This window comes from Flavobacterium sp. ACN2 (assembly GCF_002303885.1).
Taxonomy (GTDB): domain Bacteria; phylum Bacteroidota; class Bacteroidia; order Flavobacteriales; family Flavobacteriaceae; genus Flavobacterium.
In genome coordinates this window covers 299,451-322,597 of sequence record NZ_MRCM01000004.1, presented here as the reverse complement: position 1 = coordinate 322,597, position 23,147 = coordinate 299,451, and the positions used below count along the sequence as shown (strand labels likewise).

Below are 23,147 nucleotides of genomic sequence, written 5' to 3'. Positions count from 1 at the left end.
CTCTAATGAAAAAGGCAAAACTACATTTTTAGCTAAAAGCCTGTTCTATTGCAATTCATAAATTAAATTTTAGTCCTTGTATAATTTTAAAGAATTCAACCCAAGATAAAACTTATTTACTTTGAAAAAACTGTTTTACATCTTCATCTTATTGCCGTTTATGACAAATGCGCAAACAATAAGTGGAATCGTTAAATCTCAAACGACTAGTTTTCCAATAGAGGATGCCAACATCTATGCATTAAGTTCTAAAATTGGAACTTTAACCAATGGAAAAGGAGTGTTTGTATTGAATAATAAAATAAACCCAAATGACACTCTTCAAGTTTCTCATATCGGGTATATCACAACAAAAATTGCGCTTACAGATTTAAAAAAGTCAAATTATGTTATCCCTCTTAAAGAAGATATTGAAACTTTAAAAAATGTAACTATAACTGATAATAGATGGTCTAAATTAAAATCGAAACTTGACTTCACCAAACTATCACCTTTGGAGTATGGTATTTATTCTTTTGGCTCTGTAGTAGCAAATGGCAAAATTTATGTTATTGGAGGCGACAATAGTGATCAATGGAATGTTTTAACCTCAATTAAATCAAAAAACATAGGTGGAGACCCTACTAGATTTAGCGATCCTAATTTTGCAAATAGATACCTGCAAGAAATTGGAGGCGATCAAGGTAAAATTTTTTACAAGGGAGACCTCTTTACTTATGATCCAAAAACAGATGTATGGAAGAAATCAAATCAGAAATTAAAAAAACGAGCTTACCATAATATAATTTTTCATAATAACACGCTTTATGTTTTAGGCGGAAAAAGAGGGCCGCTAGGCAATAAAAAACATGAATTTCTAGATAATGAAATTGAAGTTTTTAACCTTAACACAAATCAAATTGCAATTGACAAAACAAATCCACATAAAGCCGTAAACTTTGCTTCTTTCACCTACAAGGACAACATTATTGTTATGGGAGGTTCAATAAGATCAACCGAAAATGGTTTAAAAGCTTTTACAGATAAAGTACATATGTTCAATCTAACTTCTGGCCTATGGTATGAGTTAACAAAAATGCCTGTAGCCCAAGAAGTAAGCGGAGTTTTGATTGAGGACAAAATTTTCACAATTGGCAATACCAACAATAGAAGTTTTTCTGAGATTCAGAGTTTCGATTTAAAAAATGAAAGCTGGAAAAAGGAAGCAACTTTACTTTGCCGACTCGAAAATCCTGCAGTTACATACAATGAAGGCACTATTTATATGTTTGAAGACGGAAAACTGTTTGTTTACAATACAAAATCAAAACTAATTAAAGAATTTTATATTAATCTTGAGCTAAAATGTGCTGCAATGCACTTTATTAATGACAAATTATATATTATTGGAGGATACGATTTTAGCAATTACTACGCATCTCCTTCATCAAAAACATACAGCATTTCTATAGATGAATTTGAAACCACAAGACCTTACCGAATTAGAGTTCTATCACAAGATAGCTTAGCAAACAAAAACTAATCGCATCAACATGTTGCTTATAAAAAAACAAAAGCCCTGTTTTCACAGGGCTTTTATATTATATTAAATTTAAAATATTAAGCTTTTCCAGCTGCAATTAAATTTAATGCAGAACCTGCAACAAACCAGCCAATTTGGCCTGCGTTGTAAGTATGGTTTGCCAAGATAATATCTTTTGTACCATCTGCATGAACAAATTCTAATGTTAATGGTTTGCCCGGAGCAAATTCTGTTAAATCTAAGAAGTTAATAGTGTCATCTTCTTGGATTTTATCGTAATCTGCTTCGTTTGCAAATGTCAATCCTAACAGACCTTGTTTTTTAAGGTTTGTTTCGTGAATACGAGCGAAAGATTTAACCAATACCGCTTTAACTCCTAGGAAACGTGGTTCCATAGCCGCATGCTCACGAGAAGAACCTTCTCCGTAGTTATGATCTCCGACTACGATAGATGGAACTCCAGCCGCTTTGTATGAACGAGCTACAGCAGGAACAGCATCATATTCGCCAGTCAATTGGTTTTTAACCGAATTTGTTTTTTGATTATAAGCATTCACAGCTCCGATCAGCATATTGTTTGAAATATTATCTAAGTGCCCACGGAAACGCAACCAAGGTCCAGCCATAGAAATGTGGTCTGTAGTACATTTTCCGAATGCTTTAATTAACAATTTAGCACCAGTAATATTTTTACCATCCCAAGCATCAAATGGAGCTAATAATTGTAAACGCTCTGAAGCTGGATTAACCACTACTTGAACACTTGAACCATCTTCCGCCGGAGCTTGAAAACCTGGATCTTCAGCATAGAAGCCTTTAGCAGGAAGTTCGTCTCCTGTTGGCTCGTCAAGCATTACTTCTTCTCCATCTTCGTTGATTAATTTATCTGTCAATGGATTAAAACTTAAATCACCTGCAATAGCTAAAGCCGTTACCAATTCTGGCGATCCTACAAAGGCCAAAGTATTTGGATTACCATCTGCACGTTTTGAGAAGTTACGATTGAAAGAGTGCACAATGGTATTTCTTTCTTCTTTTTCTGCTCCTTCTCTATCCCACATACCAATACATGGTCCGCAGGCATTTGCAAAAACTGTTGCCCCAATTTTATGGAAAGTATCAATAAATCCATCTCTTTCGATTGTAGAACGAACTACTTCAGAACCTGGAGTGATTGTAAACTGTGATTTTGTTTTTAAATTTTTATCAGCAACTTGTCTTGCCAATGAAGCTGCACGAGAAATATCTTCATAAGAAGAGTTTGTACAAGAACCTATTAGACCAACTTGAATTTGTAATGGCCAATTATTTTTAACCGCTTCTTCTTTCATTTTAGAAATTGGAGTAGCTAAATCCGGAGTAAAAGGACCATTTAAATGCGGTTCTAATGTAGATAAGTTTATTTCGATAACTTGATCAAAATATTTTTCTGGATCTGCATATACCTCTGGATCTCCTGTTAAATAAGAAGCAATTTTATCTGCAGCACCAGCCACTTCTGCTCTATTTGTCGAACGTAAGTAACGGCTCATTGAATCATCATAACCAAAAGTTGAAGTTGTAGCTCCAATCTCGGCTCCCATATTACAAATTGTTCCTTTACCTGTACAAGACATAGCTGTTGCACCTTCTCCAAAATATTCTACAATAGCTCCAGTACCACCTTTTACAGTAAGAATACCTGCAACTTTAAGAATAACATCTTTTGGAGCCGTCCATCCCGATAATTTACCGGTTAATTTAACTCCAATTAATTTAGGGAATTTAAGTTCCCAAGCCATACCAGACATAACATCCACTGCATCTGCTCCACCAACACCAATTGCGACCATTCCTAAACCACCTGCATTTACAGTATGAGAATCGGTACCAATCATCATTCCGCCTGGAAATGCATAATTTTCAAGTACAACTTGGTGAATAATTCCAGCTCCTGGCTTCCAGAAACCAATTCCGTATTTATTAGAAACAGAAGATAAGAAGTCGAAAACTTCATTACTCTGTGTTTTTGCTCTTGCCAAATCGGTTACAGCATCTACTTTTGCCTGAATTAAGTGATCACAATGAACCGTTGTTGGAACTGCCACTTTAGATTTACCAGCATGCATAAATTGTAATAATGCCATTTGTGCAGTTGCATCTTGACAAGCTACGCGATCGGGTGCAAAATCAACGTAATCAATTCCTCTTCCAAACGCCTTAGTAGGATTTCCATCCCAAAGGTGATTGTATAAAATTTTCTCTGTTAAAGTAAGCGGACGACCAACAATCTCGCGCGCTTTATCAACGCGACCTGGCATGTTTTCGTACACTTTTTTAATCATTTCGATATCAAAAGCCATAGATTTTTTGTTTTTATTATTCTTTTTTGAACATGACAAGTTACAAAAAATAGAACAATTATTACTAAAAAAGCCCGAGTTTTACGACTCGGGCTTTCAATATATTATTAAATAATCTTTCGATTACATAACTAATTGTTTGTTAGAAGGTGCGAACTTAGTTAAGTTAATACCATCTACCGCTGCAGTATATTCTTCCATTGTTGGAGTTCTACCTAAGATTGTAGAAAGAACCACAACTGGAGTAGAAGAAAGCAACGATTCTCCTTTTTTACCTTCTTTATCTTCTACAACTCTTCCTTGGAATAAACGAGTAGATGTCGCCATTACTGTATCTCCTTTAGCTGCTTTTTCTTGGTTACCCATACAAAGGTTACATCCTGGACGCTCTAAGTATAACATGTTTTCGTATTCTGTACGAGCTGCACCTTTAGGAGCGTTATCGTCAAATTCGAAACCAGAGTATTTTTGTAAAACTTCCCAGTCACCTTCAGCTTTTAACTCATCAACGATGTTGTAAGTAGGAGGAGCAACTACAAGAGGAGCGTTAAATTCAACTTTTCCTGTTTGTGCTTCAACGTTTTTCAACATCTGAGCAAGGATTTTCATATCTCCTTTGTGAACCATACAAGAACCAATAAATCCAAGATCTACTTTTTTCTCTCCACCATAGAAAGATAATGGTCTGATAGTATCGTGAGTATAACGTTTAGAAACGTCTTTATTATTAACATCTGGGTCAGCAATCATTGGCTCTGCAATTAGATCCAAATCAACTACAACTTCAGCATAATATTTAGCATTGGCATCTGGAGTTAAAGCTGGTTTTTCGCCAGATTTAATTTCAGTGATTCTCTTATCTGCTTTGTTGATTAAACCTTGAAGAACTTGTCTATCGTTATCCATTCCTTTATCAATCATGATCTGGATTCTGCCTTTAGCAATATCCAATGATTCGATCAAAGTATCGTCTTCTGAAATACAGATAGAAGCTTTTGCTTTCATCTCTGCAGTCCAGTCTGTAAATGTAAACGCTTGGTCGGCAGTAAGAGTTCCGATGTGAACCTCAATGATTCTTCCTTGGAATACGTTCTCACCGTTGAATTGCTTAAGCATTTGAGCTTGTGTAGCGTGAACCACATCACGGAAATCCATATAACCTTTCATGTCTCCTTTGAAAGTTACTTTTACAGATTCTGGAATTGGCATAGAAGCCTCTCCCGTAGCCAATGCAAGAGCAACAGTTCCTGAGTCAGCACCAAAAGCAACACCTTTAGACATTCTCGTGTGAGAGTCACCACCGATAATGATTGCCCATTCGTCGATAGTAATATCATTAAGCACTTTGTGGATTACGTCTGTCATTGAATGATAAACACCTTTTGGGTCACGAGCCGTGATCAAACCAAAATTGTTCATAAACTTCATTAATTTAGGAATGTTAGCCTGAGCTTTTTTATCCCAAACTGATGCAGTATGACAACCAGATTGGTAAGCACCGTCAACAATTGGAGAAATAACTGTAGCAGCCATAGACTCTAATTCTTGAGCCGTCATAAGACCTGTAGTATCTTGAGAACCTACGATGTTTACTTCTACACGAACATCAGATCCGGCGTGTAAAACTTTTCCTGGAGCAATACCTACAGCATTTTTGTTGAAGATTTTTTCAACTGCAGTTAAACCTTGTCCTTCGTTAGAAATTTCTTTAGATGGAGCAAATACTGCAGGAGCTTCGATATCCAATAATTTAGCAGCAAAAGTTTGAAGTTTTTTACCAAATACAATTGCGTACGATCCTCCAGCTCTAATGAACTCTTTTTTCTGAGGAGTAAATGATCTAGAAATATCAATTAATTCTTGATCTCCGTTGTATAATTTTTTAGTTTGAGTATTAATAGTAAGAACAGTTCCTGTAGCAACAGAATATGTTTGCTCAAGAATTGGTTCATTATTTTCGTTCAATACTGGTTTTCCGTCTGCATCTAATTTTTTAACCCAGTTTTTAAGGTCAATTCCAATACCACCAGTTACGTCAACTGTAGTAAGGAAAATTGGAGAAATACCGTTTGTACCCCCAACAATTGGAGCAATATTTACAAATGGAACATATTCACTTGCTTGTTTTCCTGTCCAAAGTGCCACGTTGTTTACACCTGACATTCTAGAAGAACCAACTCCCATTGTACCTTTTTCAGCAATTAGCATTACGCTTGCATCTGGGTGTTTTGCTTGTAATGCCTGAATTTCCTTTTGTGCTTCAGGCGTAATCATACATTTACCATGAAGTTCACGGTCTGAACGAGAGTGAGCTTGGTTTCCTGGAGAAAGTAAATCTGTAGAGATATCCCCTTCACCAGCAATATATGTAACAACTTTGATTTCTTCAGCTATTTCTGGAAGTTTAGTGAAGAATTCAGCTTTTGCATAACTTTCGATAATTTCTTTAGCGAATGCATTATCATTTTTGAACGCTTCTCTTAAACGGTCAGTATCTGCATCATAAAGGAAAACTTGAGTTTTAAGAACGTCTGCTGCTTGTTGAGCAATTGCAGTATCATTTCCTAAAGCTAGATCTAATAACACTTCAATTGAAGGTCCACCCTTCATGTGTGATAATAATTCAAAAGCAAAAGCAGGTGTAATCTCTTTTACTAAAGATTCACCTAAAATAATTTCTTTTAAAAACTTTGCTTTTTCACCTGCGGCACTTGTAGTACCAGGTAAAGTATTGTAAATAAAAAACTTAAGAGAGTCTTTGCGATTTGCGTTATCAACATCTTTAATTTGAGCAATGATTTCGCTTAATAAGTCAGCTCCATCGATTGGTTTAGGGTGTAACCCTTGATTTTTTCTTTCTTCAATTTCTTGAATGTAATCCTGATAAATATTCATAATAAAAGCGGATTTATTTTTTTGAGGCAAATTTAAGCATTAAAGACGATAATTAAAAAAAATTTAATAGAACAAGCCTTTTCAAAAATTATTATTGCTAAAAAACGATTTTCACTGCTTGTTTTTGACAAAAACTCAATTTTACATCAAAATAATGAATTATTAACATTTAAAGATCTTTTCTTTAACAAAGTCGAAATTTGATGTTAGAAAACAAGTAAGTTTTTACCCCTATTTTCAAGAAGAATCTTTCTAAATAAGCAATTATAACGTTATAGTTGAGATTTTAAACGTCTTTTGAGAAGAGTTTTTGACTTGCTAAAAACAAAAAATCCTGATAATAAATTATCAGGATTCTATTAATGTAAATTTTAAATTTTACATTAATTTTTTAATAATAACTTCTTCTGTTATACCTTCAGCATCAGCTTTATAGTTTTTAATAATTCTGTGTCTCAAGATACCGGTCGCAACAGCTTGAACATCCTCAATATCTGGTGAGAATTTCCCATTAAAAGCCGCATGGGCTTTTGCTGCTAGAATTAAGTTTTGCGAAGCTCTTGGCCCTGCTCCCCAATCTAAATAGTTTTTCACAAAATCGTTAGTTAAACTATTATCTGGACGAGTTTTGCTTACTAGAGTTACCGCATATTCTATAACATTATCTGCAACAGGAATTCTACGAATTAGGTGCTGAAAATCGATAATTTCCTGAGCTGTAAATAACGGATTAATTTCTGTTTTAACATCAGAAGTTGTTCTTTTTACAACTTGAACTTCTTCTTCAAAAGTTGGATATTCCAATTTAATAGCAAACATAAAACGGTCTAATTGCGCTTCTGGCAAAGGATAAGTTCCTTCTTGTTCAATAGGGTTTTGAGTCGCTAAAACAAAATATGGCAAATCTAATTTATGATGTTGTCCTGCAATTGTCACCGATCTTTCTTGCATTGCTTCCAGCAAAGCTGCTTGTGTTTTTGGCGGCGTTCTGTTTATCTCATCGGCCAAAATAATATTAGAAAAAATGGGCCCTTTAATGAATTTGAAATTCCTATTTTCATCTAAAATTTCGCTTCCTAAAATATCAGAAGGCATCAAATCTGGCGTAAACTGAATTCTTTTAAAATCCAGACCTAAAGCCTGAGACAAAGTATTAATCATTAAGGTTTTTGCTAAACCAGGAACTCCAATTAAAAGTGCGTGTCCTCCAGAAAATATACACAGTAAAATTTGATCTACAACGGCGTCTTGCCCTACAATGATTTTCGCTATTTCTTTTTTTAATTCATTTCTTTTTTGAACTAAATTGTGAATTGCTGTTACGTCAGACATTTATGAATGTATTTAAAATTAAAAAGAGTTAATTCTATGAATTCATAAAACTAACTCTTTTTATTTATTTATTAAAACTTATTTTTTCAACCAATTGTTTGCAAAAGAACAGTCTTTATACTCGCCGATAATTTTGATGTAAGTGTCTTTAATTTTAGCATCAAACCATTTTGCAATGGCATTAATCTGCTTTTCTTTTAATGCTAATTCTTTGATCTTAGTATAATCTTTAGCATAATCTGCAGTATGATCTTCAATTCTGTTGGTAACTGTAATTAACTTATATGTTTTTTTACCTTTATCATCAGTATTTAAAAGTGGTTGAGAAATTTCATCTCCTTTCAAATTTGAAACCTGACTGTATAAAGTCGGATCCATTTTTGTCAACTCAAATCGAGTATCTTGTGTGGTTGGATTTACCAATGTTCCTCCGTTTGCTCTAGTTTCCTTTTCATCAGATTCTGTTCTTGCCGCGTCAGCAAAAGTCAGCTCTTTATTGATGATTTTATTTCTAATATTTGTAATTCTTTCTTTTGCTTCTTTTAAAGCTGCTTCAGAAACAGTTGGAGCAATCAAAATATGACGAAGCTCTACCTCTTGCCCTTTGATTTTTTCTACCATAATAATATGGTATCCAAAAGTAGTTTCAAATGGTTGAGAGATCTCACCCGCTTGCAAACTAAATGCAACATCTTTAAATTCTTTGACAAAAGGAGTTTTTCTTGTCATTTTATAATAGCCACCGTTTGGTGCAGATCCTGGATCTTGAGAATACAACACTGCTTTTGTTGCAAAACTAGAACCTTCTAGAACGTCTTGTCGAATTGCATTTAATCTATCGATAACTTTTTGCTTGTCTTCTTTAGAAATTTTAGGCTCCACAACAATCTGCGCTACTTCCATTTCAGCTCCAAAAGTTGGCAATTCATCTTTTGGGATTTTCTTAAAGAAATTACGAACTTCTTCTGGAGTGATTTCAACATCTTTAACGATTTTATCTCTCATTTCTGATGCTAATTTTTGCTCCTTTAAGATATCAGCAAAATAAGTTTTAAACTCTTCTACCGAGCTTTTTTTATAGTATTCAACAACTTTATTGATATCTCCTACCTGTTGCGTCATGTAATTAAGACGATCTTCCATCATTCCTCTTACCTCCGCATCACTTACGATAATACTATCCTGAATTGCTTGGTGAGCATATAATTTATCTTCTAAAAGTTTACCAAGCATCTGGCATCTTGTAATATCTTTTACAGATCCGCCTTGCGCAGTAATTTCTAAAAATCCTTTATCGATATCAGAATCTAAAACGATATAATCTCCTACTGTCGCAATAATTCCGTCGATTTTCAATTTCCCACCAGAAGGAACTTCAATTGGTTTTTGGGCCACAACATCAGGAATAATTTCTTGCGCTGAGATAATTGGAGTAAAAAAAAGAAAAAAACAAATTGTTAGTGCAAACTTGTAATCAATTGTTTTTAGCTGTAATTTTTTTAATAGCATTATTTTAATTTTTATTTGAATGTAAGCCTGTTTTAGATAATCCCTCTGAAACTATGTATGTTCATCAAACATAAATAATTAAAGTATAGTTCTTTCGTAACTTATAACGAACAAAAATAACAATTCAATTACATAATCCAACTATCCGATATAGTATTAACAAAAAATTATAGGATAGTTCTCTTTCAACGTACGAAATCATTTCTTCCAATTTTTCTAATTCAATGAAAGACAGTTTCTAATTGCTTCTTAAATTTAGTTTTAAACATCAAATAAATACCTAATTATAAGCACCATAAAAAAAAGTTCTCAACACTACAACGTTTTCGTTAACCTCTATTTTATTGCAAATTAAAATTAAATCAAAAAAACTTTACTTTAGATGCGTAATTAATAATTTACAAGGTAAAAAAATAGCAATATCTGCGTTTTTAAACCTTATAATTAAACAATTATAAAGCTCACTATTTAACTTAACCACATCTATTATGAAAAAACCTATTTTAAAATTATGCCTTATTACGGCATTTAGCGCACTTCTGTATTCGTGTTCTGAAAATGAAATCAACGCATCGGACGCAAAAGCTGAAAGTCAAAAATTTAAAATCATTGATGTTACGCATCACGATGGTAAACCTTTCAGCACAGGGGTTTCAAGCAATTCTACAACAGGAAAATATGTTGATAATCCTGGCGGAGGTGTTATGATGCAAGCTTTCTACTGGGATGTTCCCGCTGGAGGAAATTGGTGGAATACAGTAAGCAGTAAAGTAACGGCTTGGGGAAATGCTGGAATTGGCTCAATTTGGCTTCCGCCTGCTTCAAAAGCGCAAAATGGAGCTTTTTCTATGGGATATGACCCAACGGATTATTTTGATTTTGGAGATTATAATCAAAATGGAACAACGGAAACAAGATTCGGATCAAAAACCGAATTGGTCAATTTAATTACAGCTGCACACACAGAAAACATTAAGGTTTATGCGGATATTGTAATTAACCATAACAGTGGAGGGCAATCGGAAGCGAATCCTTTTACTGGAACAAATACTTGGACTAATTTTAATGGAATAGCGTCTGGAAAATTCAAACGTACTTATGCTAATTTCTACAAAAATAGCTATGGCAATAATGATGAAGGCTCGTTTGGAGGATTTCCTGACTTATGCCATGCCGATCCTTATGTAAAAGACTGGTTGTGGATTAGAGCTGATGGAGTTGGTAAATACTATAAAAATACCATGAAATTTGATGGCTGGAGATTCGACTACGTAAAAGGTTTTGGTGCTTGGGTTGTAAATGCTTGGAATGCCAATGTAGGCGGATTTTCTGTTGGAGAATTATGGGATTCAAATGTAAATGTTTTAAATGATTGGGCAAACGCAGCTAATAGTTCTGTTTTTGACTTTGCTTGCTATTACAAAATGAATGATGCTTTTGATGGAAATAATCTTGCATTGCTGAATGATGATATGATGTGGAAACGTAATCCATACAAAGCGGTAACTTTTGTAACTAATCATGATACTGATGAAATTTGGAGCAAAATGCTTGCGTACTCCTATATATTAACTCACGAAGGTTATCCAACTATTTTTTATAGAGATTATGAAGAATGGCTAGATAAAAACAAATTAAACAATCTAATCTGGATCCACAACAACAAAGCAACAGGAACAACTTCTATTTTATATTCTGATAATGACGAATATGTTGCACGAAGAAATGGATACAACGGAAATCCAGGATTGGTAGTTTACATTAATAACTCTGACGTTTGGCAAGAAAGATGGATTCAGACCAATTGGGCTAATACTCAAATTAAAGATTTTACAGGAAACTCAACTTGGTACCCAACTACTCAGGCAGACAAATGGGTAAAAATACAATGTCCTCCAAAAGGATATTCAATTTGGTCAATTAATCAGTAATTTTAAAAATGACTATTTAAGGCTGTTGCAAAACAGCCTTATTTTTTTGTTTAAAAATCCCGTTAGAAGTAAAGACTACCAAATTTAGGAACTGAATATTTTTAAAAAGCCGTAATTTAATAGTACTTTTGCAACCTATTTATACGAAATATGAGCTTTTTAAAAGAAATACAACGCAGAAGAACATTTGGAATTATATCGCATCCCGATGCCGGTAAAACGACATTAACAGAGAAATTACTTTTATTTGGAGGTGCAATTCAAGAAGCAGGAGCTGTAAAGAATAACAAAATTAAAAAAGGAGCAACGAGTGACTTTATGGAAATCGAACGCCAAAGAGGTATCTCGGTTTCGACTTCTGTGCTTGCTTTTAATTATAAAGATAAAAAAATCAATATCCTTGATACTCCTGGACACAAGGATTTTGCTGAAGATACATTTAGAACTTTAACTGCCGTAGACAGCGTAATTGTTGTAATTGACGTTGCTAAAGGGGTTGAGGAACAAACAGAAAAATTAGTGGCTGTTTGTAGAATGCGTAATATTCCTATGATTGTTTTCATCAACAAATTAGATCGTGAAGGTAAAGATGCTTTCGATTTGATGGATGAAGTAGAACAAAAATTAGGTTTAAAAGTTACACCGTTAAGTTTCCCAATCGGAATGGGTTACGATTTCCAAGGAATTTATAATTTATGGGAACAAAACATTAACCTTTTCAGCGGAGACAGTCGTAAAAATATCGAGGAAACAATCGCTTTTTCTGATGTACAGAATAATCCAGAATTAGATAAAATTGTAGGTGAAAAAGCAGCGAACAAACTTCGTGAAGAATTAGAGTTAATCGATGAGGTTTATCCTAAATTTGAGCGTCAAGATTATTTAGATGGAAAAATTCAGCCCGTATTCTTCGGTTCAGCCTTAAATAATTTTGGAGTTCGTGAATTATTAGATTGTTTCATTACAATTGCTCCATCTCCAAGACCAAAAGATTCTGAGACCCGTACAGTTGAGCCTACAGAGGAGAAAATGACAGGATTTGTTTTTAAAATCCACGCCAATATGGATCCAAAACACCGTGACCGTTTAGCCTTTATCAAAATTGTTTCTGGAACTTTCGAAAGAAATAAGCCTTATTACCACGTTCGTCAGAAGAAAAATTTAAAATTCTCAAGTCCAAATGCCTTTTTCGCCGAGAAAAAAGAAATTGTAGACATTTCTTATCCTGGTGATATTGTTGGTTTGCATGACACAGGAAACTTTAAAATTGGAGATACTTTGACAGAAGGCGAAATTATGAGCTTTAAAGGAATTCCAAGTTTCTCTCCAGAGCACTTTAGATATATCAACAACGCCGACCCGATGAAAGCTAAGCAATTAGAAAAAGGAGTAGATCAGTTAATGGATGAAGGTGTAGCACAGTTGTTTACTTTAGAAATGAATAATCGTAAAGTTATTGGAACCGTTGGAGCACTTCAATATGAGGTAATTCAATATCGTTTAGAACACGAATACGGAGCAAAATGTACTTACGAAAACTTTCCTGTACATAAAGCTTGCTGGGTAAAACCGGACGATGCTAAAAACGAAGAATTCAAAGAATTTAAACGTATCAAACAAAAATTCCTGGCTCACGATAAATACGGGCAATTGGTATTTTTAGCCGATTCTGATTTTACAATTCAAATGACGCAGAGTAAATATCCTAGTGTGAAATTATACTTTACATCGGAATTTGATTAATTTCTTTTGAAAGAAAAAATATAAAAGGCCTGTCTAATTTGCTAGACAGGCTTTTTTACTTACATTCCAAATATGTAAATTTAATTATTGTCCTGTATAGTTAATTCCTAATCCACCAGCAATATAGATTTTAGTCAGTTCTTCTGAAGCAATAATTATATTTTGTTGCACTATATTTCCCTTAACCGATTTTATGTTAAAAGGGATTTGTTTGGCAAGATAGTAGTCATTTCCGCTTATCGTAACCATAAGCGTTTTGCTGTCTTTTGAAACTGCTGTTGTTACAGAAAATTCTCCAGTTTTTGGATTTATTTTTACTGCGTTTCCTGAATTGTTAACAGAAAGTGATAAGTTAGAATATGCATCTCCTTTAAATGGTCTTTTAGACTTAGCTTCAATTAATTTTCCTTTAATTGTTATCAAAACCTCTTTATCTACAGTTTGATTATATGCAACTTTACCTAGAGCGTAAGCTGGTTCGGGACAATTTGCCACTGTTTCTATAATTTGTTTTTCCTGCCCAGCAACGTTATTTGAAGCAAGTAAAATAGTGGCGGCTACTGCAGCATATTTAAAATTACTTATTCTTGAAGTTTCGTCATATTGAAATTCTTCTTTTAGTTGAGAAGCTTTTAATCTGGCGCAAATGCTTTTGTCTTTGTTTTCTGAAATGAATTTAGCCACCTCAGAGTTGGTTTTTCTACTCAAATCAATTACATTTTTCATACAAGAATTACAAAATGAACCATTTGAATTTGGAATCATTTTATCAAAATTTTCAGAACATGGACTTGCTATTTCTAAGGTGAATTTCTTTTTCATACTGTAATTATTTAAGTTAAAAATCACGAAAGGATTATTATACTTATATAGAGTATGTTTTTGAATAAAAGGTTGGGAAAAGAACAAAAAAATATTTGGCATAAAAAAAGCGCTAATAGAATCAGCGCTTTTTTATAATTTGAATTAATCAACCTTTACTAAGTCATTATGTTTCAAAATTTAATCTTTTTTAGGCTATAGCAAGTTAAATAAATCCTTTCTTGAAAAGAAAATTACCCGACTAAAGTAAATTAAATCCGATAAACTGCATTTCATAAGCCATAAAAAAAAGCCCCTTAAAAAGGGGCTTTTAAAGTTTATGCTTGTCCAGTTGGACCAAAATTAAGCGGAATTGGCGCTTGTTCCGTTTCTTTGATTTCGCCATGAGCTGCCTCAAATCTATGGATATTTTCACCTATTGCTTTTAATAATCTTTTAGCATGTTGTGGTGTCAAGACAATTCTTGATTTTACCTTGGCTTTAGGAATACCTGGCATAATACTCACAAAATCTAAAACAAACTCAGATGATGAGTGATTGATAATTGCAAGATTAGAATAAATTCCTTCTGCAATAGTTTCGTCCAACTCAATATTAATTTGCTCTTGTTGTTGTTTCGGATTACTCATAGTTTCCTAATTAATAAATGTATTCTTCTTTATTTGCCATCATTTCGTTGTAATCGTCTTTAGATCCTACGATAGTGTTATCGTACTCTCTCATACCAGTTCCCGCAGGAATTCTGTGTCCAACAATTACATTTTCTTTTAATCCTTCTAGATCATCTACTTTACCAGCTACTGCAGCTTCGTTAAGTACTTTCGTTGTCTCCTGGAATGAAGCCGCAGAAATGAATGATTTAGTTTGTAACGAAGCTCTTGTAATACCTTGAAGAACTGGCGTTGCAGTTGCAGTGATTACATCTCTTGCTACAACAAGATTTTTATCTGTACGTTTCAATAATGAATTTTCATCACGTAATTCACGAGGTGTAATGATCTGACCTGGTTTCAATACTGAAGAATCTCCAGCATCTTCAACCACTTTCATACCGTACAATTTATCGTTTTGAACGATGAAATCTTTAGTATGGATTAATTGGTCTTCTAAGAATAAAGTATCACCTGGATCCTGAACTCTTACTTTACGCATCATTTGACGAATAACTACCTCAAAGTGCTTATCATTAATTTTTACCCCTTGTAAACGGTAAACCTCTTGAATTTCATTTACCAAGTACTGTTGAACAGCAGCCGGACCTTGAATTCTTAAGATATCATCTGGTGTAATCGCACCATCAGACAATGGAACTCCCGCTCTTACGAAGTCATTCTCTTGTACTAAGATTTGGCTTGAAAGTTTAACTAAATACTTTTTAATCTCACCAAATTTAGATTCGATAACGATCTCACGGTTACCTCTTTTGATTTTTCCAAAAGAAACAACACCATCAATTTCAGATACAACTGCTGGGTTAGAAGGGTTACGAGCCTCAAGAAGCTCAGTAATTCTTGGTAAACCTCCCGTGATATCGCCCGCTTTAGAAGAACGACGTGGGATTTTTACTAATACTTTACCTGCTTTAATTTTCTCACCGTTTTCAACCATTAAGTGTGCACCTACTGGTAAGTTGTAAGAACGAATCAATTCACCTTCTTTACCATAAACTAATAAAGTTGGGATTAATTTTTTGTTTCTAGCTTCAGAAATTACTTTTTCTTGGAAACCAGTCTGCTCATCGATCTCAACCATGAACGATTGTCCTTGCTCTAAATCTTCGTAAGCAATCTTACCAGTAAACTCAGAAACAATTACACCGTTATATGGATCCCATTTACAGATTACAGTTCCTTTAGCTACAGTTTCTCCATCTCCAACAAAGATACTAGAACCGTAAGGAATGTTATGTGTATTTAAAACAATTCCAGTTTTCTCGTCAACTAATTTTAATTCAGTTGAACGTGAAACTACGATATCAACAGAGTTACCTTCTCCGTCTTCTCCTTTAACTGTTTTTAAATCTTCAATTTCAAGTCTACCTGCGAATCTTGTAACAATACTAGACTCTTCAGAGATACCTCCAGCAACCCCTCCAACGTGGAACGTACGAAGTGTCAACTGTGTACCTGGCTCTCCAATAGACTGAGCTGCAATAACTCCGACAGCTTCACCTCTTTGTGTCATTTTACCAGTAGCTAAGTTTCTACCGTAACATTTAGCACAAATACCTTTTAAAGCTTCACAAGTTAATGGAGATCTAACCTCTACTTTTTCAATTGGAGAAGCTTCGATAGTTCTCATAATTGCTTCAGTAATTTGCTCTCCAGATTTAACCATTACTTCATTAGTAAGAGGATTAATAACGTCTTGCAATGCAACACGTCCTAAAATTCTCTCTCCTAAAGATTCAACGATTTCCTCATTTTTCTTCAATGCAGCAACTTCAACACCTCTTAAAGTTCCACAATCTTCGATGTTTACAATAACATCTTGAGAAACGTCATGAAGCCTTCTTGTTAAGTAACCAGCATCGGCCGTTTTAAGAGCCGTATCCGCAAGACCTTTACGAGCACCGTGAGTAGAAATAAAGTACTCAAGGATCGAAAGACCTTCCTTAAAGTTAGAAAGAATCGGGTTTTCAATAATCTCACCACCACCAGCAGTAGATTTTTTAGGCTTAGCCATCAAACCACGCATACCAGTTAACTGACGAATCTGTTCCTTAGAACCCCTCGCCCCAGAGTCAAGCATCATATATACAGAGTTGAAACCTTGTTGGTCTTCTCTAATATTTTTCATTGCTAACTCTGTTAACTGAGCATTTGCTGAAGTCCATACGTCAATAACTTGGTTGTAACGCTCGTTATTTGTAATAAGACCCATGTTATAGTTAGTTGAGATACCTTCAACTTGCTCTCTAGCATCTGCAATTAACTTCGTTTTTTGTTCTGGAATTCTAATATCACCTAAAGAGAATGATAAACCTCCTCTAAATGCAAATTTATAACCCATATCTTTCATATTATCCAAGAAAGCTGCCGTTGTAGGTACATCAGTCACGCTTAAAATGTGTCCGATAATATCTCTAAGGTTTTTCTTAGTCAATACGTCGTTGATATATCCAGCTGCTTCAGGTACTACTTCGTTAAATAATACACGTCCTGCAGTTGTTTGAATAATTTGATACACTAATTCTCCAGCGTCATTAAAATCTTTTGCTCTAATTTTCACACGAGCATTCAATTCTAATCTTCCTTCGTTTAATGCAATGTTTACTTCTTCAGCAGAATAGAAAGTTAAATCCTGACCAATAATTTTGTGGTCTTCTGTAGAAATACGCTCTTTGGTCATATAGTATAGACCCAAGACCATGTCCTGAGAAGGTACAGTAATTGGAGCACCATTTGCAGGGTTCAAAATATTGTGAGAAGCCAACATTAATAATTGAGCCTCTAAAATAGCCTCTGGTCCTAATGGTAAGTGAACCGCCATCTGGTCACCATCGAAATCGGCGTTGAATGCCGTACATACTAATGGGTGTAACTGGATCGCTTTTCCTTCAATTAATTTTGGCTGGAAAGCCTGAATACCAAGTCTGTGCAAAGTAGGAGCACGGTTCAGTAATACTGGGTGTCCTTTAATTACGTTTTCAAGGATATCCCAAACTACAGGCTCTTTCTTATCAATGATTTTCTTAGCAGATTTTACTGTTTTTACAATACCTCTTTCGATCAATTTACGGATAACGAATGGTTTGTATAATTCAGAAGCCATATCTTTTGGCAATCCACACTCATATAATTTTAACTCTGGACCAACGACAATTACCGAACGAGCAGAATAATCCACACGTTTTCCTAAAAGGTTTTGACGGAAACGTCCTTGCTTACCTTTTAATGAGTCAGATAATGATTTTAATGGTCTGTTAGATTCTGTTTTAACAGCAGAAGCTTTACGTGTGTTATCGAATAATGAATCTACAGATTCTTGCAACATACGTTTTTCGTTTCTTAAGATAACTTCTGGAGCTTTAATCTCCATTAATCTTTTCAAACGATTGTTACGGATGATTACACGACGATATAAATCGTTCAAATCTGAAGTTGCAAAACGACCTCCATCAAGTGGCACAAGCGGACGTAATTCTGGCGGGATAACTGGAACCACTTTCATAATCATCCATTCTGGACGGTTTTCGCGGTTTTCGTTAGACTCACGGAAAGATTCAACAACTTGTAATCTTTTTAAAGCTTCAGTTTTTCTTTGTTTAGATGTTTCGTTGTTAGCGCTGTGTCTTAATTCATAAGATAAAGCATCTAAGTCAATACGAGCTAATAAATCCATAATACACTCTGCTCCCATTTTGGCAACAAATTTATTAGGATCTAAATCATCTAAATATTGATTTTCTTGTGGAAGAGTATCTAAAATATTTAAATATTCTTCTTCAGTTAAGAAATCTAATCTTTGTAAAGATTCTCCATCTGCATTTTTAGCAATACCAGCTTGGATTACTACGTATCTTTCGTAGTAGATGATCATATCTAATTTCTTAGATGGAAGACCAAGGATATAACCAATTTTGTTTGGAAGAGAACGGAAGTACCAGATGTGAGCAATTGGCACAACAAGGTTGATGTGTCCTACTCTATCACGACGTACTTTTTTCTCAGTAACTTCAACACCACAACGGTCACAGATGATACCTTTGTAACGAATTCTTTTATACTTACCACAAGCACATTCAAAATCTTTTACTGGTCCGAAGATTCTTTCGCAGAAAAGTCCGTCACGCTCTGGTTTGTGAGTTCTATAGTTAATTGTTTCTGGCTTTAAAACCTCTCCTCTTGATTCTTTCAAGATAGATTCTGGTGAAGCCAATCCAATAGAAATTTTGTTAAATCTTTTTACTGGATTTTTTTCTTTATTGTTTCTGTTATTCATCATAGTTTTTACTATTGATTTATTTTGCAATTAAAAAATTGAATTTAGATTTATAATTTACTCTTAATAAATAAGAGTTAATCATTCAGCTACTACCTCGGGTTACTTCTCTAAACCTCAAATTCTTATTTGAAGCGCTAGTTATAAAATGCCTTGCATTGTTATAAAAAATCGGAACGGTTTACGGGTATAAATCTTTAAAAACTTCTAACATTTAGTAAACAGTCTCAGTCCCAGTTTTCAGTGCTAAACTGAATACTGAGACTGTGACTAGAAACTTTTATTTATTCTTCCAAACGAAGATCTAATCCTAGACCTTTCAATTCGTGCATTAATACATTGAATGATTCTGGTAAACCTGGTTCTGGCATAGTTTCACCCTTAACGATAGCTTCGTAAGTTTTAGCTCTACCAATAACGTCATCAGACTTAACAGTTAAGATTTCACGTAAAGTACTAGAAGCTCCATAAGCCTCAAGTGCCCAAACCTCCATCTCTCCAAAACGCTGACCTCCAAATTGAGCCTTACCTCCAAGTGGCTGTTGCGTAATCAATGAGTATGGTCCGATAGAACGTGCGTGCATCTTATCATCAACCATGTGTCCTAATTTAAGCATGTAAATTACACCCACAGTTGCTTTTTGTGCAAAACGCTCTCCAGTTCCACCATCATAAAGATATGTATGTCCAAAACGTGGTACGTTAGCCTCATCAGTCAAAGCATTGATTTCGTCAAGAGAAGCACCGTCAAAAATTGGAGTAGCAAATTTTCTACCCAAGTTCATACCAGCCCATCCAAGAACAGTCTCATAAATCTGACCAATGTTCATACGTGAAGGTACCCCAAGTGGATTCAATACGATATCTACTGGTGTTCCGTCTTCTAAGAAAGGCATATCTTCATGACGAACGATTCTAGCAACAATACCTTTGTTACCGTGACGTCCTGCCATTTTATCACCCACTTTTAACTTACGTTTTTTAGCGATATAGATTTTAGCCAATTTCAAGATTCCAGATGGTAATTCATCTCCAACTGTAATAGTAAATTTCTCTCTTCTTAAAGCTCCTTGTAAGTCGTTCAGCTTAATTTTATAGTTATGAATTAAATCATTAACCATTTTATTTGTAGCATCATCAGCAACCCATTGACCTTTGCTTAAGTGAGCAAAATCCTCTACTGCGTAAAGCATTTTTTGAGTATATTTTTTACCTTTTGGTAAAACTTCTTCACCCAAATCATTCATTACACCTTGAGATGTTTTTCCGTTAACGATCAAGAATAATTTCTCAACCAATCTGTCTTTTAATTCAACAAATTTAGTTTCGAATTCCATTTCTAAAGCGCCTAAAGCATCTTTATCTTGAGTACGTTTACGTTTATCTTTTACGGCTCTTGCAAATAATTTTTTATCAAGAACTACACCATGTAAAGATGGAGAAGCTTTTAATGAAGCATCTTTCACATCACCTGCTTTATCTCCGAAGATCGCACGAAGCAATTTCTCCTCTGGAGTAGGATCTGACTCTCCTTTTGGTGTAATTTTACCAATCAAAATGTCGCCAGGTTTAACCTCTGCTCCAATTCTGATCATACCGTTTTCATCTAAATCTTTAGTAGCTTCTTCAGAAACGTTAGGAATATCGTTTGTTAACTCTTCATTTCCTAACTTAGTATCTCTAACCTCTAATGAATAATCATCAACGTGGATAGATGTAAAAATATCATCGCGAACTACTTTCTCAGAAATTACAATCGCATCCTCGAAGTTGTACCCTTTCCATGGCATGAACGCAACTTTTAAGTTTCTACCTAAAGCTAATTCTCCATTTTGAGTAGCATATCCTTCAGACAATACTTGTCCAGGAACAACTCTATCACCTCTTCTTACGATAGGCTTCAAGTTGATACTTGTACCTTGATTGGTTTTTCTAAATTTAATTAAGTTGTACGTTTTCTCATCAGCATCAAAACTAACCATTCTCTCGTCTTCTGTACGATCGTATTTAATAGTAATGATATTAGCATCTACGTATTCAACAGTACCATGCCCTTCAGCATTGATTAATACTCTTGAATCTGAAGCTACCTGACGCTCTAAACCTGTACCAACAATCGGTGCTTCAGGACGAATCAAAGGAACTGCCTGACGCATCATGTTCGATCCCATCAACGCACGGTTCGCATCATCATGCTCTAAGAAAGGAATCAAAGATGCAGAAATCGAAGCGATCTGGTTAGGAGCAACGTCTGTATAATGTACTACAGATGGTTCAACAACTGGGAAGTCACCTTCCTCACGAGCAATAACATTGCTAGCTGTAATTTTACCTGTAGCGTCCATTTCAATGTTCGCCTGAGCAATCATTTTACCTTCTTCTTCTTCAGCACTTAAGTAAACTGGAGTACTTTCTAAATCAACTACACCATTAGTTACTTTACGGTATGGAGTTTCGATGAATCCCATTCCGTTTACTTTTGCATAAACACCAAGAGATGAAATCAAACCAATGTTTGGTCCCTCAGGAGTTTCAATCGGACATAAACGACCATAGTGAGTATAGTGAACGTCACGAACCTCGAAACCAGCTCTCTCTCTCGAAAGTCCACCTGGTCCAAGTGCAGAAAGTCTTCTTTTGTGTGTAATCTCAGCTAACGGATTCGTTTGGTCCATAAATTGAGATAACTGGTTAGTACCAAAGAAAGAGTTGATAACTGATGATAATGTTTTAGCATTAATCAAATCAATTGGTGTAAACACCTCGTTATCTCTAACGTTCATTCTCTCACGAATAGTTCTAGCCATACGTGCTAAACCAACACCGAATTGTTGAGACAATTGTTCACCAACTGTTCTAACACGACGGTTTGATAAGTGATCAATATCATCAATCTCCGCTTTAGAGTTGATCAATTCAATCAAATATTTTACAATGGTAATGATATCTTCTTTAGTAAGCACTTGCTTATCCATAGGGATATCTAAAGCCAATTTTTTGTTCATTCTATAACGACCAACTTCACCTAAGTTGTAACGTTGATCAGAGAAGAATAATTTATCTATAATACCACGAGCAGTTTCCTCATCAGGCGGTTCAGCGTTACGCAACTGACGGTAAATGTGCTCTACAGCTTCTTTTTCAGAGTTTGTTGGATCTTTTTGTAACGTGTTGTGGATAATAGCATAATCTGCTTGGTTGTTATCCTCTTTGTGTAACAAAATAGATTTTACGTTAGAATCGATGATCTCTTCAACATTATCTTTGTCGATAATAGTATCACGATCAAGGATGATTTCGTTACGCTCGATAGAAACTACCTCTCCGGTATCCTCATCTACGAAATCCTCGTGCCATGTGTTCAAAACACGCGCAGCAAGTCTTCTTCCAATATATTTCTTAATTCCTGTTTTAGAAACTTTGATTTCTTCTGCTAAGTCGAAAATTTCAAGGATATCCTTATCTCTTTCGAAACCGATAGCACGGAATAAAGTTGTTACAGGTAATTTTTTCTTTCTATCGATATACGCGTACATTACGCTGTTAATATCAGTAGAGAATTCTATCCAAGATCCTTTAAAAGGAATTACTCTCGCAGAATAAAGTTTAGTTCCATTTGCGTGGAATGACTGTCCAAAGAAAACCCCTGGAGAACGGTGTAATTGAGATACTACAACACGCTCGGCACCATTAATAACAAAAGTACCACTAGGAGTCATGTAAGGAATTGTTCCAAGATAAACATCTTGTACAATAGTTTCAAAATCTTCGTGTTCTGGATCTGTACAATATAGTTTTAACCTAGCTTTTAAAGGCACACTATACGTAAGACCTCTCTCTATACATTCTTGAATTGTATAACGTGGAGGATCAACAAAATAATCTAGGAATTCCAATACAAAGTTATTTCTTGTATCTGTAATTGGGAAGTTTTCCATGAAGGTATTGTATAACCCTTCGTTGCCTCTTTCGTCAGATTTCGTTTCTAATTGAAAGAAATCTTTAAAAGATTTAACCTGAACATCTAGAAAATCTGGATAGTCAGGGATATTTTTTGTAGAGGCAAAATTCAATCTTTCAGTCTGATTTGTTATCATCAATGGACAA

11 protein-coding genes are annotated in these 23,147 nt (G+C 34.8%); 3 read left to right on the top strand and 8 right to left on the bottom strand.

Annotation, left to right across the window (positions count from 1 at the left end):
- Positions 1–121 precede the first annotated feature (121 nt).
- Entirely contained in the window at positions 122–1,522 is a 1,401-nt protein-coding gene (locus BSF41_RS06950; RefSeq protein ID WP_253251772.1) for a carboxypeptidase-like regulatory domain-containing protein, read from the top strand.
- 77 nt (positions 1,523–1,599) lie between these two features.
- Here the strand turns inward: BSF41_RS06950 and BSF41_RS06945 are convergent, their stop codons facing one another.
- The 4 genes from BSF41_RS06945 to BSF41_RS06930 form a co-directional block, all read right to left on the bottom strand.
- A complete protein-coding gene (locus BSF41_RS06945) occupies positions 1,600–3,864 on the bottom strand; it encodes an aconitate hydratase (RefSeq protein ID WP_095928817.1) in 2,265 nt (754 codons plus the stop codon).
- 123 nt (positions 3,865–3,987) lie between these two features.
- Positions 3,988–6,759: a bifunctional aconitate hydratase 2/2-methylisocitrate dehydratase gene (locus BSF41_RS06940; RefSeq protein WP_095928769.1), complete on the bottom strand. Its 2,772-nt coding sequence runs from the start codon at positions 6,757–6,759 to the stop codon at positions 3,988–3,990.
- 378 nt (positions 6,760–7,137) lie between these two features.
- On the bottom strand, positions 7,138–8,091 hold the full coding sequence (locus BSF41_RS06935; RefSeq protein ID WP_095928768.1) for a MoxR family ATPase: 954 nt from the start codon (positions 8,089–8,091) through the stop codon (positions 7,138–7,140).
- A 78-nt stretch (positions 8,092–8,169) separates the two neighbouring features.
- Positions 8,170–9,600 (bottom strand): peptidylprolyl isomerase, encoded by a 1,431-nt coding sequence (locus tag BSF41_RS06930; RefSeq protein ID WP_095928767.1) that lies wholly within the window; start codon positions 9,598–9,600, stop codon positions 8,170–8,172.
- A gap of 488 nt (positions 9,601–10,088) precedes the next feature.
- Between BSF41_RS06930 and BSF41_RS06925 the strand changes: the two genes are divergently transcribed.
- Both BSF41_RS06925 and BSF41_RS06920 read left to right on the top strand, forming a co-directional pair.
- Positions 10,089–11,531: an alpha-amylase gene (locus BSF41_RS06925; RefSeq protein ID WP_095928766.1), complete on the top strand. Its 1,443-nt coding sequence runs from the start codon at positions 10,089–10,091 to the stop codon at positions 11,529–11,531.
- A 150-nt stretch (positions 11,532–11,681) separates the two neighbouring features.
- Positions 11,682–13,274 (top strand): peptide chain release factor 3, encoded by a 1,593-nt coding sequence (locus BSF41_RS06920; protein ID WP_095928765.1) that lies wholly within the window; start codon positions 11,682–11,684, stop codon positions 13,272–13,274.
- An 84-nt stretch (positions 13,275–13,358) separates the two neighbouring features.
- Here the strand turns inward: BSF41_RS06920 and BSF41_RS06915 are convergent, their stop codons facing one another.
- The 4 genes from BSF41_RS06915 to rpoB form a co-directional block, all read right to left on the bottom strand.
- Positions 13,359–14,096, bottom strand: coding sequence for a hypothetical protein (locus BSF41_RS06915; protein WP_095928764.1), 738 nt, complete (start codon positions 14,094–14,096; stop codon positions 13,359–13,361).
- A gap of 317 nt (positions 14,097–14,413) precedes the next feature.
- Positions 14,414–14,725, bottom strand: coding sequence for a DUF3467 domain-containing protein (locus tag BSF41_RS06910; protein WP_055094614.1), 312 nt, complete (start codon positions 14,723–14,725; stop codon positions 14,414–14,416).
- A gap of 10 nt (positions 14,726–14,735) precedes the next feature.
- The gene (gene rpoC, locus BSF41_RS06905; RefSeq protein WP_095928763.1) at positions 14,736–19,043 is read right to left on the bottom strand and encodes a DNA-directed RNA polymerase subunit beta'; all 4,308 of its coding nucleotides are present in this window, start codon (positions 19,041–19,043) and stop codon (positions 14,736–14,738) included.
- A gap of 281 nt (positions 19,044–19,324) precedes the next feature.
- A complete protein-coding gene (rpoB, locus tag BSF41_RS06900) occupies positions 19,325–23,137 on the bottom strand; it encodes a DNA-directed RNA polymerase subunit beta (RefSeq protein ID WP_095928762.1) in 3,813 nt (1,270 codons plus the stop codon).
- Between the last annotated feature and the right edge of the window lie 10 nt (positions 23,138–23,147).